The organism is Polynucleobacter sp. MWH-Jannik1A5 (assembly GCF_018881795.1).
Lineage (GTDB): Bacteria > Pseudomonadota > Gammaproteobacteria > Burkholderiales > Burkholderiaceae > Polynucleobacter.
This window is the reverse complement of sequence record NZ_JACVPQ010000001.1, coordinates 1,125,782-1,138,939: the sequence shown is the minus strand read 5'-3', so window position 1 is coordinate 1,138,939 and position 13,158 is coordinate 1,125,782. Positions and strand designations below refer to the sequence as shown.

General features: G+C 46.9%; 17 protein-coding genes. 13 read left to right on the top strand and 4 right to left on the bottom strand.

Going from position 1 to position 13,158, the window contains the following annotated elements; translation table 11 throughout:
* Positions 1-88 precede the first annotated feature (88 nt).
* From ICN23_RS05795 to adk, 6 genes are all read left to right on the top strand, one after another.
* Positions 89-736, top strand: coding sequence for a MotA/TolQ/ExbB proton channel family protein (locus tag ICN23_RS05795; RefSeq protein ID WP_216231288.1), 648 nt, complete (start codon positions 89-91; stop codon positions 734-736).
* Positions 733-1,200 carry a biopolymer transporter ExbD gene (locus ICN23_RS05790; protein ID WP_216231287.1) on the top strand — a complete coding sequence of 156 codons (468 nt, stop codon included), beginning with the start codon at positions 733-735 and terminating at the stop codon, positions 1,198-1,200. The genes ICN23_RS05795 and ICN23_RS05790 overlap by 4 nt, the downstream gene beginning before the upstream one ends.
* A gap of 24 nt (positions 1,201-1,224) precedes the next feature.
* The gene (lpxK, locus tag ICN23_RS05785; protein WP_216231286.1) at positions 1,225-2,316 is read left to right on the top strand and encodes a tetraacyldisaccharide 4'-kinase; all 1,092 of its coding nucleotides are present in this window, start codon (positions 1,225-1,227) and stop codon (positions 2,314-2,316) included.
* 72 nt (positions 2,317-2,388) lie between these two features.
* Positions 2,389-2,568: a Trm112 family protein gene (locus ICN23_RS05780; RefSeq protein WP_216231285.1), complete on the top strand. Its 180-nt coding sequence runs from the start codon at positions 2,389-2,391 to the stop codon at positions 2,566-2,568.
* 21 nt (positions 2,569-2,589) lie between these two features.
* Positions 2,590-3,354, top strand: coding sequence for a 3-deoxy-manno-octulosonate cytidylyltransferase (kdsB, locus tag ICN23_RS05775; protein WP_216231284.1), 765 nt, complete (start codon positions 2,590-2,592; stop codon positions 3,352-3,354).
* 113 nt (positions 3,355-3,467) lie between these two features.
* Positions 3,468-4,133, top strand: coding sequence for an adenylate kinase (gene adk / locus ICN23_RS05770; protein WP_216231283.1), 666 nt, complete (start codon positions 3,468-3,470; stop codon positions 4,131-4,133).
* An 82-nt stretch (positions 4,134-4,215) separates the two neighbouring features.
* Here the strand turns inward: adk and nrdR are convergent, their stop codons facing one another.
* Entirely contained in the window at positions 4,216-4,662 is a 447-nt protein-coding gene (nrdR, locus tag ICN23_RS05765) for a transcriptional regulator NrdR (protein WP_068320514.1), read from the bottom strand.
* Positions 4,663-4,689: 27 nt separating this feature from the next.
* Positions 4,690-5,934: a serine hydroxymethyltransferase gene (glyA, locus tag ICN23_RS05760; RefSeq protein ID WP_216231282.1), complete on the bottom strand. Its 1,245-nt coding sequence runs from the start codon at positions 5,932-5,934 to the stop codon at positions 4,690-4,692.
* Between the two features lie 76 nt (positions 5,935-6,010).
* On the opposite strand from glyA, the gene tolQ reads away from it, so the two are divergent.
* From tolQ to queC, 7 genes are all read left to right on the top strand, one after another.
* Positions 6,011-6,667, top strand: a complete 657-nt coding sequence (tolQ, locus tag ICN23_RS05755; RefSeq protein WP_216231281.1) for a protein TolQ — start codon at positions 6,011-6,013, stop codon at positions 6,665-6,667.
* A gap of 13 nt (positions 6,668-6,680) precedes the next feature.
* Entirely contained in the window at positions 6,681-7,100 is a 420-nt protein-coding gene (gene tolR, locus ICN23_RS05750) for a protein TolR (protein WP_215348372.1), read from the top strand.
* Positions 7,101-7,126: 26 nt separating this feature from the next.
* Entirely contained in the window at positions 7,127-7,942 is an 816-nt protein-coding gene (tolA, locus tag ICN23_RS05745; protein ID WP_216231280.1) for a cell envelope integrity protein TolA, read from the top strand.
* Between the two features lie 39 nt (positions 7,943-7,981).
* Positions 7,982-9,256, top strand: a complete 1,275-nt coding sequence (tolB, locus tag ICN23_RS05740) for a Tol-Pal system beta propeller repeat protein TolB (RefSeq protein ID WP_216231279.1) — start codon at positions 7,982-7,984, stop codon at positions 9,254-9,256.
* A 157-nt stretch (positions 9,257-9,413) separates the two neighbouring features.
* Entirely contained in the window at positions 9,414-9,917 is a 504-nt protein-coding gene (gene pal / locus ICN23_RS05735; RefSeq protein WP_216231278.1) for a peptidoglycan-associated lipoprotein Pal, read from the top strand.
* Positions 9,917-10,648: a tol-pal system protein YbgF gene (gene ybgF / locus ICN23_RS05730; protein WP_216231277.1), complete on the top strand. Its 732-nt coding sequence runs from the start codon at positions 9,917-9,919 to the stop codon at positions 10,646-10,648. The genes pal and ybgF overlap by 1 nt, the downstream gene beginning before the upstream one ends.
* A 14-nt stretch (positions 10,649-10,662) precedes the next feature.
* The gene (queC, locus tag ICN23_RS05725; RefSeq protein ID WP_216231276.1) at positions 10,663-11,406 is read left to right on the top strand and encodes a 7-cyano-7-deazaguanine synthase QueC; all 744 of its coding nucleotides are present in this window, start codon (positions 10,663-10,665) and stop codon (positions 11,404-11,406) included.
* On the opposite strand, the gene ICN23_RS05720 is transcribed toward queC, so the two are convergent.
* Positions 11,407-12,024 carry a riboflavin synthase gene (locus ICN23_RS05720; RefSeq protein WP_216231275.1) on the bottom strand — a complete coding sequence of 206 codons (618 nt, stop codon included), beginning with the start codon at positions 12,022-12,024 and terminating at the stop codon, positions 11,407-11,409. It lies immediately after the preceding gene.
* Between the two features lie 9 nt (positions 12,025-12,033).
* Positions 12,034-13,149 (bottom strand): bifunctional diaminohydroxyphosphoribosylaminopyrimidine deaminase/5-amino-6-(5-phosphoribosylamino)uracil reductase RibD, encoded by a 1,116-nt coding sequence (gene ribD / locus ICN23_RS05715; protein WP_216231274.1) that lies wholly within the window; start codon positions 13,147-13,149, stop codon positions 12,034-12,036.
* Positions 13,150-13,158 lie beyond the last annotated feature (9 nt).

Below are 13,158 nucleotides of genomic sequence, written 5' to 3'. Positions count from 1 at the left end.
AGCACAAATCCAAAAAAGTTTTGCACAGAGTTATCCACAGGTACGCTTTCTGAAACAGGCTTTTTAATTCAGCTAAAGTACTGAGCTTATGTACTCCATCTTACTATCCGCTGGCTGGCCCATTTGGCCCCTCCTTGTTATCTCTATTTTGGGCTTAGCAATTGCCTTAGAGCGCTCCTGGTATCTGCGTCAGATCCATATTTTCCCCAAAAATTGCCTAGAAACAGCTTTTTCTCTTACCAATCAAATGCTTAACTCCAAGGCAGGCACTGCAGTGAATGAATTACAGCTTGTTGAGTTAACTCAACTTTCTCCAGTAAGTCCATTACTGGCGTGCACCCTCAAAGAGAAGCTCAGCGGCAGCAGTGCTGAGAGTGCCTTAGAAGAACTTCAAGCAACCGCTCAAAGCACTTGGCTCAAGTTAGAGCGCTATCTTGGAGCGCTGGCTACGATTGCCACCATTGCACCCTTACTCGGTTTATTTGGCACCGTAGTCGGCATGATTGAGATCTTCGGCAGTCAAGGTGCGATCAATGGTGCAGCAGGCAGCCCTCAGCAATTAGCTCACGGGATTTCAGTTGCTTTGTATAACACCGCCTTTGGATTGCTGATTGCGATTCCTGCATTGGCAGCGTGGCGTGGATTACGCGCCATGGCAAATCAGCGTCAACGTGAGTGCGAAGAATTTACTCGCCAAATATTTAAAAAACTATATCCAACTGATAGCGCTTCATGAGTTGGCTAGAAACCCATGCGTATGCGCGCAAGCGTTTTTCTCTAGGGGCTACTTCCGCACCAGTAGAGCCTGAGATTAATCTCATTCCCTTTATTGATGTGTTGTTGGTGGTATTAATATTTTTAATGATCTCAACCACTTTCACTCGCTATCAAGAACTCGCAATTACCTTGCCTACTGCGAATGGCAATGAGAGCCAAGTAGAGGTAAAGCAGATTCATATAGCCGTTAGTCGTGATGGGCGCTTTGCAATCAATGGCAAAGTGACTGATCGTTCTCAACTGAGCGGCGCACTGATTCAATTCAGCGGACAAACTGATAACAAGAAAGATTCGGCAAATGGCTTGCAAGTCAACATTGATGCTGATGCCAAAGCACCACATCAAGCTGTGATGAGCGCCCTCGAAGCAGCCCGTGATGCCAACCTCTCTAATATTGTGTTTAGCAGTCAAACCAAAAAGTAAGCCACAAACTCAGAAACCCATTTCATGTCCTTTTCTTTTTTCCGTAAAGCACCTCAGTTCTGGGAAAGACGTGGCCCCACTAGCTTGATCTTGTGGCCCCTATCTTGGCTATATGGCCTAGTGCTCCGCGTTCGCAAATTAGTTTTAGATACGGGTTTCATCAAACAATATCCGGCTCCGGTGCCCATCATCATTGTGGGCAATATTCGCGTGGGTGGTACCGGCAAGACACCAATCGTGATTGCTTTAGCAGAACGTTTACAGCAACTAGGTTGGATTCCAGGAATTATCAGCAGAGGTTATGGCTCTTCATCACAGTTGACTCCACTACAAGTCAATAGTGATTCTGATCCTGCATTGGTTGGTGATGAGCCTGTATTAATTGCTAAACGTACACACAACCAATTTCCTATTTGGGTTTTTCCTAAACGTCGGCAAAGTATTAGGGTTTTACTAAAGCATTCGCCCAATGTGAATGTCATCATCAGCGATGATGGTCTACAACATGCTGGTCTGGCTCGCTGGCCGGCCCGTGAAGGTGGTCGCGATATCGAGCTTGTAGTTCGTGATGGACGAGGGGAAGGTAATCGTTTCTTATTACCGGCAGGCCCCCTACGTGAGCCCACCACACGTGAACGTGATGCAACCCTTTTTACCGGACAAGCAAAGGATGGCGCCCACAAAATAGGTCAACAAGATGAATACTTTCTGGGTCGTCGCGCATTCTCGCTTTTAAGTAATTTAGGTAATGCATATCAACTCATCAAACCAAGCAATCATCAGACACTGCCTCAAATTGCCGATAGTTACCTGCCTAACAAGATTACTGCTGTTGCAGCTCTTGGTAATCCACAGCGTTTTTTTGATGACCTCCTCAATCAAGGCATTGCCGCTAAATGCATTCCTTTACCAGATCACGCCACCTATACCCCTGAGTTCTTTGAAAAGCTCAACGCCCAATGCATTCTGATTACGGAAAAAGATGCTGTCAAATGCGCAGGCATTCAAGATGAGCGTATTTGGGTGATTCCTATGACGCTCACCCTTCCCGATAGCCTGAGCGAATGGCTGCAATCTATTCTGCAAAGACCTGACCCTTATCGCTATACCCTTTAGTTCATACTTGTAGCCAGCGTATAGTTAGCACTACACTGTTTCATCAATTACATAGAACCACTTCAATACATCATGGATAAACGACTGCTCGATATTTTGGTTTGCCCTTTATGCCAAAGCCAATTGCATTTGGACACCAATAAACATGAATTAATTTGCAAGGCAGATCGCTTGGCCTACCCAATTCGTGATGATGTGCCAGTAATGCTGGTAGATGAAGCTCGCAGCATGACTGCCGATGAAATCGTTTGATAGCGTAAGCACAACTTCTTAATGACTGTCTCCATCAAATCTCCAGATTTTTTAGTAGTGATTCCGGCAAGGCTAGGATCAACCCGCTTACCTCGTAAACCGTTAGCCGATATTGGCGGCAAGCCAATGGTGATCCGAGTGGCGGAACGTGCCAAGCTATCTCTTGCGCAAAGTGTTGTAGTTGCCACTGACTCCCCAGAAATTCAAGCGGCTTGTGATGAGCATCGCATAGATTGCTTACTCACTAGCGAGAATCATCCAACTGGAACCGATCGCATTGCAGAAGTTGCGCAATTATTGAAGCTGCCTAATGATGCATTAATTGTGAATGTTCAAGGTGATGAGCCACTCATACCGCCAGAACTGATTAACCAAGTTGCCAGCACTCTAGCTGAGAATGCACGCTGCGCCATCTCTACCGTTGCTGTGCCGATTACTGAAGTTGCAGAAATTAACAACCCCAATGTAGTGAAGGTTGTGCTCAATCGCTCAGGTGAAGCGCTGTACTTTTCAAGAGCGCCAATTCCTTTTGTCAGGGATACTCAAGCGCAGCAAACTACCGGGCATTTACGCCACCTTGGAATTTATGGCTACCGGGCTGACTTTTTGCAAGCGTATAGCCGCCTAGAGCCAGCACCCCCGGAGCAAGCTGAGGCCTTGGAACAGCTTCGCGCCCTCTGGAATGGATACCGTATCGCGGTGCATATTGCTCCAGAGGCACCTCCAGCAGGGGTTGATACCCCCGAAGACCTCGAGCGCATCAGACAATTGCTAGGCAATACCTAGAAAAATTGCTTTTCAGAGCCTATGGCCACCCTTCTCGGGGATAATCCTAGGCATTACATATTCATGAGCCCAACAAAATACGGGACAATGACAGCTCTTCTAAGGGGAAAACAATGCGGTTGATTCTGCTCGGTGCACCAGGTGCTGGAAAAGGCACACAAGCTCAATTTATTTGCGAAAAGTTCGCTATTCCACAAATCTCAACAGGCGATATGTTGCGCGCTGCTGTGAAAGCGGGAACTGAATTGGGTATTGCTGCCAAAAAAATTATGGATGCTGGCGGCTTAGTTTCCGATGACATCATCATTGGCCTTGTAAAAGATCGCCTTACTCAACCTGATTGCAGCAAAGGTTATTTGTTTGATGGCTTCCCAAGAACTATTCCACAAGCACAAGCAATGAAAGATGCTGGCGTACCAATTGATTATGTTTTAGAAATCGACGTGCCATTTGATGCCATTATCGATCGCATGGGTGGTCGTCGTGTTCACCCTGCATCTGGCCGCACCTATCACATCAAATACAACCCACCAAAAGTAGCTGGTAAGGATGATGTCACTGGTGAAGATTTGATTCAGCGTGACGATGACAAAGAAGAAACTGTACGCAAGCGTTTACAGGTGTACGATGATCAGACCCGTCCATTGGTGGAGTACTACTCCTCATGGGCCGCACAGGCTAACGCAGCAGACAAGGTGAAGGCGCCAGCGTATCGCAAGGTCAGCGGCACTGGCAGCGTTGAAGATATTACCGCTTCGATTTTTGCTGTCTTGAAGTAATGCTTCCCACATTAGCATTTGCTAAAGAAAAAGGACTGCAATGCAGTCCTTTTTTATTTGCTTCATTCTTTGTAAAGGCTTCTTACTTCAGTTCTTTTAGAGCACTCTCAAATGATTCAATATCTGCAAAGCTTCTATAGACTGATGCAAAGCGAATATAGGCGACTTTGTCTAAGCGCTTGAGTTCGCGCATCACCAACTCACCAACGCGCTCACTAGGAATCTCTTTTTCACCGAGACTGAGGAGTTTTTCTTCAATGCGGGCAATCGACTCATCAACCGAATCTGACGAGACTGGGCGTTTACGTAAAGCCAGCTTCAGTGAGCTTGCTAACTTGTCGTGGCTATATTCCACACGGCTACCATTTTTCTTCACAATCGCTGGTAGCGCGAGTTCAACACGCTCGTAGGTAGTAAAACGTTTGTCGCATTTGGCACAACGGCGACGACGGCGAATAGTATCGCCCTCGTCCGATACCCGAGTGTCTAACACCTGGGTATCGTCGTTATGGCAAAAAGGGCAGCGCAAAGGGTGTTCTCGCCTTAGCTAAATTGCTTAACCGTATACCGGAAAGCGTTTGGTTAATTCAGCCACTTGTGCGCGCACCTTAGCAATGTTGTCTGCATCATTTGGATTGTCCAAAACATCAGCAATAAAGTTTCCAACTTGTCTTGCCTCAGCTTCTTTAAATCCACGCGTTGTCATCGCCGGTGAACCCAAACGAATACCACTCGTCACCATTGGTTTTTCTGGATCATTCGGAATGCCGTTCTTGTTGCAAGTGATATGGGCCTCACCCAAAACACGCTCTGCTTCCTTGCCTGTCATTTTCTTTGCACGTAAGTCAACTAACATCACATGAGAATCAGTGCCACCAGAAACAATACGTAAGCCACGAGCAATTAATGTTTCAGCTAATGCTTTGGCATTAGCCACTACTTGCTTTTGATAATCTTTAAAGCCTGGGTCTGCTGCCTCTTTGAATGCTACTGCTTTAGCAGCAATCACATGCATCAAAGGCCCGCCCTGTAAGCCTGGGAATACCGCAGAGTTAATCGCCTTCTCGTGCTCAGCCTTCATCAAGATGATGCCGCCACGTGGGCCGCGCAAACTCTTGTGAGTAGTTGAAGTAACGATGTCTGCGTGTGGCACTGGATTTGGATAAACACCCGCTGCTACCAGACCTGCGTAGTGAGCCATGTCGACCATAAAAATCGCGCCCACTTCTTTTGCTAATTTACCAATGCGCTCAAAATCAATTTTCTTTGAGTAAGCGGATGCACCAGCAATAATTAATTTAGGCTTGTGCTCACGAGCCAAACGCTCCATTTGCTCGTAATCAATTTCTTCATTTTTATCTAAGCCGTAAGCAATTGGGTTAAACCATTTACCGCTCATGTTCAAAGCCATACCGTGAGTCAAGTGACCACCTTCGGCAAGACTCATACCCATAAACGTATCACCGGGTTTTAAGAACGCCAAAAATACTGCTTGGTTGGCAGATGCACCGCAATGCGGTTGCACGTTCGCCGCCTCAGCACCAAACAAAGCCTTTACGCGATCAATCGCCAATTGCTCAGCAACGTCCACAAATTCGCAGCCACCGTAGTAACGCTTGCCCGGATAGCCTTCAGCGTACTTATTGGTCAACTGGGAACCCTGGGCTGCCATCACCGCTGGAGAGGTATAGTTCTCAGAGGCAATAAGCTCAATATGGTCTTCCTGACGCTTGTTTTCGTTCTGAATGGCTTCCCATAGCTGGGGATCTGTTTTGGCTAAGGTGTTTTGACGGTCAAACATGGTGATAATCCTGATGAAGTTGGATTGCTGAGTAAATTAACTTAGTAAAATCAACCTACATCATACAAAATCCATCATGACCTCCACACAAGACCTCTCATTCCTCTCCCTAGTCCTCAATGCCAGCCTATTAGTACAGTTGGTAATGTTGTTATTACTCAGCATGTCGATTGCCTCTTGGACCATCATTTTCAAGAAAACAGCGGTTTTACGGGGGGTTAGACAAGATACCGAGCGCTTTGAGCGGGATTTTTGGTCCGGTGGAGACCTGAACACCCTTCTAGAGGCTGCCCAGCGCAATACCCGCAGCGATGCTGTCTTGGAGCATATTTTTGAGGCTGGCATGCAGGAGTTCACCAAGGGTCGGGAGATCGATGCTGCCCGCCGCGCCATGAAAGCCACCTACCAACGCGAAATGGATGCCCTTGAGGCCAACTTGCCGTTCTTGGCATCCGTAGGCTCAGTCTCTCCTTACATCGGCCTCTTTGGCACTGTTTGGGGCATCATGCACGCCTTCCGCGGTTTGGCTAACGTCCAAAACGCCACCTTGGCAGCAGTCGCCCCTGGTATTGCCGAAGCACTCGTTGCAACTGCGATTGGTTTGTTTGCAGCAATTCCAGCAGTCGTTGCTTATAACCGCGCAGCTACCGATGTGGATCGCCTCTCTATTCGCTTTGAAACTTTTATCGAAGAATTCACCAACATCTTGCAACGTCAAACTGCTGGTCGCTAAGGAGTAATTCACCATGGCCGGCTCCTCCTTGCGCAAAAACAAACGTCGGGCAATGTCCGACATTAACGTCGTTCCGTATATCGATGTGATGTTGGTACTGTTAGTGATCTTTATGGTCACCGCACCCATGGTTAATCCTGGGGTCGTGAACTTGCCTACCGTTGGTGGCGCGAAAGTGCAATCTTTACCACCTGTCTTTTTGACTATCGATGCAAATGAAAATGTCATCGTGAAAAAAGATGGTGACCCAACACAAACACTTAATAAGTTTGAACTCGGCGCATTTGCTCGATCACAAGCAGAAAAATCTGCAGAGCAACCAATTGTGATTGCAGCTGATAAATCCATTAAATATGAAACAGTGATGGAAGTGATGTCCAAGCTCAAAGAGAATGGCGTGAAGCGCGTCGGCCTTGCGGTCAAGACTCAATAAGGCTTAGAGGCTTGTTTTAATCGCCCATGAATAGCGCCCCCACTTTTCAGCCATCCTTCTCGCCGTTCAAGCGAGGTCGCTTTACTAAGCAAGAGAGCACTAAACGTGCCTTTACTTTTTCCTTGGTAGCACATCTAGGATTGCTAGCATTTTTAATGATTGGTATCAGCTGGAACAACAGCACATCTTCAGGTGTAGAAGTAGAACTCTGGGACTCCACTCCACAAGTTCAAGCACCACCCGAGCCAGAACTTAAAACGGAAATGAAAGAAGAAGCTGCTGACATTGCCATTAAGAAAAAGAAGGTAGAAAAAGAGCCTCCTAAAAAAGAAGTGAAAGAAACGCCAAAGGCGGTCAAGCCCCCTCCAAAAGAGAAGGCAAAAGAAAAAGAGCCTGAGAAGCCAAAAAAAGCTGAAGTACCAAAAGCACAATCTCCTGCTGAGACAAAAGCAAATGCTGCTGCAGAAAAAGCGCGCGCTGATCAATTAGCACGTTTGCGTGCAGCGGCTGGCGCTGAGGGTGGCAGTGGTGGCACAGTCGGCAGCGGAGTTGGTGGCGGTGGTAATGCCCCTCCAGGCTGGACGGATAAAGTCATTAAAAAGGTGAAGCCATTGATTGTCTTTAACCCAGAATCCGTAAGCGGGAATCCTGCAGCAGTGATTTTGGTAACGCTCGCTCCGGATGGTGCGATTTTGAGCACCAGCATTCAGTCATCTAGCGGCAATGCCGGTTGGGATCGGGCTGTATTACTCGCTCTTTCACGTGCAGAGAGTCTGCCAAAAGACGACAATGGCAAAATTCCGCAACGCGAAGTAAAACTGACCTTTAAACCCAAGGACTAAAGCATGCTGCATTTGGCGATTCTATTGAAATCCAGAGTAATGTCTTACAAAGTGGCAATCGTCGCATTGCTACTCAGCATTGCAACACCCGTATTCGCGCAAATGAATATTGAAATCACTGGTGTTGGTCAATCACTTTATCCAATCGCAGTGATGCGCTTTAAAGATGAGAACAAATTACCAACTAGCGTTACTGAAATCATTCGTCAAGATTTAGCCCGCAGTGGTTACTTTAAAAATACTGAAAACGGCAATGGAGTTGAAAGCGATGAAGGTACACCTAACTACAAATCTTGGGCAGCACGTGGTGCCGATGCATTGGTAGTGGGCTCTGTAGTACAAACCGGTAACGCACAATTTGAGATTCACTATAAGTTATTTGATGTTCGTAAGAGCTTAAGCCTTGGTGGGCTAAACCTAAATTCCAGCGCAGACAATTTACGTGCTGCGGCACATAAGATTGCTGATGACATCATCTTTAAATTACTAGGCGAGCGTGGCGTGTTTTCTACCCGCCTTTCTTATGTCATCAAGGATGGCAAGCGCTATCGCTTAGTCATTTCAGATGCTGATGGTCAAAATATTCGTAATGCGATGAATAGCGGCGAACCCATCATCTCCCCATCGTGGTCTCCTGATGGTAAAAAAGTAGCCTACGTTTCTTTCGAAGATCGTAAGCCTGTGATTTACGTTCATGAGCTTGCAACTGGTCGTCGTATTTCTCTTTCCAATCAAAAAGGAAATAACAGCGCACCAGCTTGGTCACCGGATGGCAAAAAATTGGCGATCTCATTATCTAAAGATGGCAACACACAGATTTATGGCATCAATGCGGACGGAACTGGTTTACATCGCTTAACTCGTGGCAACACAATTGATACTGAACCACAGTATTCAGCTGATGGTCGCTATATCTACTTCACAAGTGATCGTGGTGGTAACCCACAAATTTATCGCATGAGTGCTGATGGCGAACAAGCTGAAGGCGTCAAACGCGTGACCTTCAAACAAGGTTTTGTCACCTCACCTCGCATCTCGCCAGACGGAAAGTATTTGGCTTACATTGCCAACATTGGCGGCGCATATCGTCTCTATATTCTGAATTTGGCTACAGGTGACGCTCAAGCCCTTACCGACGGCAGTAGCGATGAATCCCCATCCTTTGCCGCCAATGGCCGCTATGTTCTCTACTCCACCAAAGTGGGTGGCAAGCGAGTCCTAGCCGCTGTTTCGGTAGATGGAAACTCCAAACAGGTGCTCAGCATTCCAGGGTCTGATGTACGTCAGCCATCCTGGGGTCCATTTATGGACTGATGAGAAGAGATAAAGCGCACCAAACTCAAGCAAACCCTTTTTCAGGGCTTAAATAGTCACTTTTGATGTTCTTGGGGGCATAATATTAACTATCAGCTCCTTTGGAGCGGCTTTATTAGTTAATTTGTCATTCAGCTTGTAGGAAAAAGGAAAATTCATGAAGATTTCTATCGCACGTCGTGCAGCGACATTCGCCATCGTCGGCGCTGCCGCTTTTCTCATGGCAGCATGCTCTAGCGTGAAGCTAGATGATGTTGACGGCGCAAATGGAAGTGGTGGTAGTGGAAAATTCGGCTCACAGCCATGGAACGATCCTAATAGCCCTCTTTTTGACAAGAGCGTTTACTTTGGCTTTGATGAATACACCGTTCAGACTAAATATCAAAAAATGTTGTCTGCACACGCAAGCTACTTAAAAGCCAATCCAAAACAAAAAGTTATTATTCAAGGCAACACTGATGAACGTGGCACAGCCGAATACAACTTGGCACTAGGCCAACGTCGTTCAGATGCATTACGTAAATCATTAAACCTGATGGGTGTGTCTGACGACCAAATGGAAGCAGTAAGCTTTGGTAAAGAAAAACCAAAAGCGGAAGGCGATAACGAAGCAGCATGGGCACAAAATCGCCGCGCTGACATTGTTTACATCACCAACTAATGATGACGCTTTCTCACTCAGTAAAACAAACGCTCTCACGAGCGTTTTGTTTAAGTGCCGCCCTCATTTGCTTAGGTGCATCGAATAGTGCTTGGGCCCTTTTTTCCGACGATGAAGCTCGTAAGGCCATTCTGGATCTTCGAAAGTCTCTTGCCACCACTCAGCTTGAGTTGCAAGGACAAATCGACAAGCTCAAAACTGAGAATGCAGAGCTACGTGGCAAAGTAGAAGAGCTTGAGAAGCAAGGTGAAGACATTAACACCAGCCAGAAAACTTACTACCAGGATCTGGATACACGCTTGGGTAATTTTGAGCCCCGTACAGCGACGATTGAAGGCGTAAGTGGCACAGTTCAGCCTGGCGAGAAAAAAGCTTACGACGATGCATTGAAAGCATTTCAGGCTGGCAATCTAAAGAAAGCAGATGAAAGTTTTTCTGCATTTGCTGCCAAGTATCCAAAAAGCCCTTACTTACCTCTGGCGCTTTACTGGAGTGGTAACAGCAAATACGCCAATAAAGATTACACAGGCGCAATCAATCAATTGCAAAGCTTAATTAAGCGCTACCCAAATCATCCGCGCATACCCGCTGCGATGGTGACATTAGGTAACGCCCAATTAGAGAGTGGCAATAAGGCAGCGGCCAAAAAAACTTTCAGTGAAATTATTGCCAAGTATCCAGATACAGATGCTGCTAAAGATGCACAGCAATTGATCGCTGGAACGAAGTAAGGCCTTTAATATTCATGTCTAAGCTGTCAGCTGCATTTGAATCACTTGCACCTCGTAAAGCGGGCGCTCCAGCTGTCATTCTATTTTCTGGCGGCCTAGACTCTACGACCGTACTCGCGTTAGCCAAAGACTTAGGCTACACACCATATGCTCTTTCAGTGGGCTATGGGCAACGCCATTCTTCAGAGCTTGCTGCTGCAAAGCACATCGCCAAACAAATTGGTGTTGCACGTCACGAAGTAGTGAATTTAGACCTCACGCGTTTTGGTGGCTCAGCCCTCACCGACTCTTCCATCGCTGTGCCTATTACGCCTGGCAAAGATCAAGAGATTCCAGTGACCTATGTGCCCGCACGCAATACGATCTTGTTGTCACTTGCATTAGGCTGGGCTGAATCTCTCGGTGGATTAGATGTTTTTTACGGCGCCAATGTCGTTGACTACTCGGGGTATCCAGACTGCAGGCCAGAATACGTGGCATCTTTTGAACACATGGCCAACCTTGCCACCAAGGCTGGTGTTGAAGCCATCAATGATGCAAACCGCTTTCGGGTACATGCTCCCATCATTGACCTTACCAAGGCGCAAATCATTCAATTGGGTAGCACTATGGGTGTGGACTACTCACAAACAGTATCTTGCTATCAAGCAAACGACTTGGGCGAAGCCTGTGGTGAATGTGAGTCTTGCCGCCTAAGACAAGCAGGCTTTAAACAGGCTGGTGTGAGCGACCCGACTCGCTATCAAAAAACCAGATAGTTATTTTGCTTGGGTCTCAAGCATGCGCGCGACATACCGCGCAATCAGATCTATCTCTAGATTAACTGCATCCCCCTTTACAAGCTTACCCAAGGTAGTGTTTTGCAAGGTGTGAGGGATGATATTGATATCTACTACACAAGCACTTGCACTATCTTCTGTTTTATTGACAGTGAGTGAAACACCATTTACGACAATAGAGCCCTTGTAGGCAAGAAACGGTGCAAGCTCTTTGGGTGCCTCAATTTGCAAAAGCCAAGAGCCATAAGCATCATTGGCCACTTGCGAAAAGTGGACTACTTTGCCAACACCATCAACGTGACCACTAACCAAATGTCCGCCTAGACGATCATTTAAACGTAAGGCTTTCTCCAGATTAACTGGGCCCACTTTATCTAGGCCCACTGTTTTATTAAGAGACTCGCGAGAAATATCCAAAGCAAAGGAATTGCCGGTTAACTGAGTTGCTGTCATGCACGCACCTTGGATTGCAATACTGTCACCCAAGGCAACGTCATCCAAATAACTCTCTGGCACCTCTACAACGAGATGGAGGCCGTCGCCCTTTGCTTGAGCGCTTTTAATCTGGCCGACTGCGGTGATGATTCCTGTAAACATGTAGTAATTTTAGTTCTTAATTAAACGTAAACGCAGGTCAGGGCCAAAAAGTGCTTGATCAATGACCTGCCAGTTCTGACGATTACTTAAGGAATTCATCAGACCCACATTGGCCATGCCAATACCCTCGCCCATTAAAAATGGGGCGTAATAAAGTAAAAGTTCATCAACACAATCTTCTCTGAGCATGGAGCCATTGAGCTTAAAGCCGGCCTCAATATGAATTTCATTCATCTCACGCTCTTTGGCGAGATAGGAAAATAATGCTGGCAGATCTACTTTGCCGAATGCATTTGCCATCGCAATCACCTGGATGCCGCGCCCTTCGAACGACTTCGCCTTTGCTTGCATCTCGGCGCTATCCAAGCTAGCGCACACGATCATGACTTCAGACAACTCTGGATTGTGCAAAATCTTGGCTGTTGGTGGAGTTTCTAATTTGGAATCAATAGTAATACGCACCGGCTGTCTATGCGTCTCTACGTCTCTCACATTGAGACTGGGATCGTCTTCTTTCACCGTTCCAACACCGGTCACAATGGCGCATGCTTGTGCGCGCCAGTGATGTCCATCCGCTCTTGCTAGTGGGCCAGTAATCCACTGACTTTGACCATCTGGCAACGCAGTCTTGCCATCTAAACTAGCGGCAATCTTCATGCGTACCCACGGTAAACCACGAGTCATCCTTGAAATAAATCCACGATTGAGCGCCTGCGCTTCAGACTCTAGCAACCCGCACTGCACCTCAATACCAGCCACTCTTAATTTTTCTAGACCTTTACCAGCGACAAGAGGATTGGGATCAGACATACCCACGATGACTTTAGCGGGCTTAGCAGCAATGAGAGCATCAACACATGGTGGTGTTCTACCTGTGTGACTACATGGCTCAAGGGTGACATAAATGGTGGAGCCGGAGACATCATTGCCTTGCGTCTTGGCATCTGCCAGCGCCTGCACTTCTGCGTGCGCTTTACCAACTGCTTGAGTGAAGCCTTTTCCAATGACTTGACTATCCTTGACAATGACGCATCCCACCCGCGGGTTCGGATTGGAAAGATAAAGGGCTTTTTGAGCTTGGACTAAAGCCTCGCTCATCCATTGGTGGTCAACTGCGCTGTACATAGGGTCTAT

Excerpts from the sequence above, each read along its gene's own strand:
- ICN23_RS05795 (WP_216231288.1), top strand. The coding sequence starts at position 89 with ATGTACTCCATCTTACTATCCGCTGGCTGGCCCATTTGGCCCCTCCTT.
- ICN23_RS05790 (WP_216231287.1), top strand. The coding sequence starts at position 733 with ATGAGTTGGCTAGAAACCCATGCGTATGCGCGCAAGCGTTTTTCTCTA.
- lpxK (WP_216231286.1), top strand. The coding sequence starts at position 1,225 with ATGTCCTTTTCTTTTTTCCGTAAAGCACCTCAGTTCTGGGAAAGACGT.
- ICN23_RS05780 (WP_216231285.1), top strand. The coding sequence starts at position 2,389 with ATGGATAAACGACTGCTCGATATTTTGGTTTGCCCTTTATGCCAAAGC.
- kdsB (WP_216231284.1), top strand. The coding sequence starts at position 2,590 with ATGACTGTCTCCATCAAATCTCCAGATTTTTTAGTAGTGATTCCGGCA.
- adk (WP_216231283.1), top strand. The coding sequence starts at position 3,468 with ATGCGGTTGATTCTGCTCGGTGCACCAGGTGCTGGAAAAGGCACACAA.
- glyA (WP_216231282.1), bottom strand. The coding sequence starts at position 5,934 with ATGTTTGACCGTCAAAACACCTTAGCCAAAACAGATCCCCAGCTATGG.
- tolQ (WP_216231281.1), top strand. The coding sequence starts at position 6,011 with ATGACCTCCACACAAGACCTCTCATTCCTCTCCCTAGTCCTCAATGCC.
- tolR (WP_215348372.1), top strand. The coding sequence starts at position 6,681 with ATGGCCGGCTCCTCCTTGCGCAAAAACAAACGTCGGGCAATGTCCGAC.
- tolA (WP_216231280.1), top strand. The coding sequence starts at position 7,127 with ATGAATAGCGCCCCCACTTTTCAGCCATCCTTCTCGCCGTTCAAGCGA.
- tolB (WP_216231279.1), top strand. The coding sequence starts at position 7,982 with ATGTCTTACAAAGTGGCAATCGTCGCATTGCTACTCAGCATTGCAACA.
- pal (WP_216231278.1), top strand. The coding sequence starts at position 9,414 with ATGAAGATTTCTATCGCACGTCGTGCAGCGACATTCGCCATCGTCGGC.
- ybgF (WP_216231277.1), top strand. The coding sequence starts at position 9,917 with ATGATGACGCTTTCTCACTCAGTAAAACAAACGCTCTCACGAGCGTTT.
- queC (WP_216231276.1), top strand. The coding sequence starts at position 10,663 with ATGTCTAAGCTGTCAGCTGCATTTGAATCACTTGCACCTCGTAAAGCG.
- ICN23_RS05720 (WP_216231275.1), bottom strand. The coding sequence starts at position 12,024 with ATGTTTACAGGAATCATCACCGCAGTCGGCCAGATTAAAAGCGCTCAA.
- ribD (WP_216231274.1), bottom strand. The coding sequence starts at position 13,149 with ATGTACAGCGCAGTTGACCACCAATGGATGAGCGAGGCTTTAGTCCAA.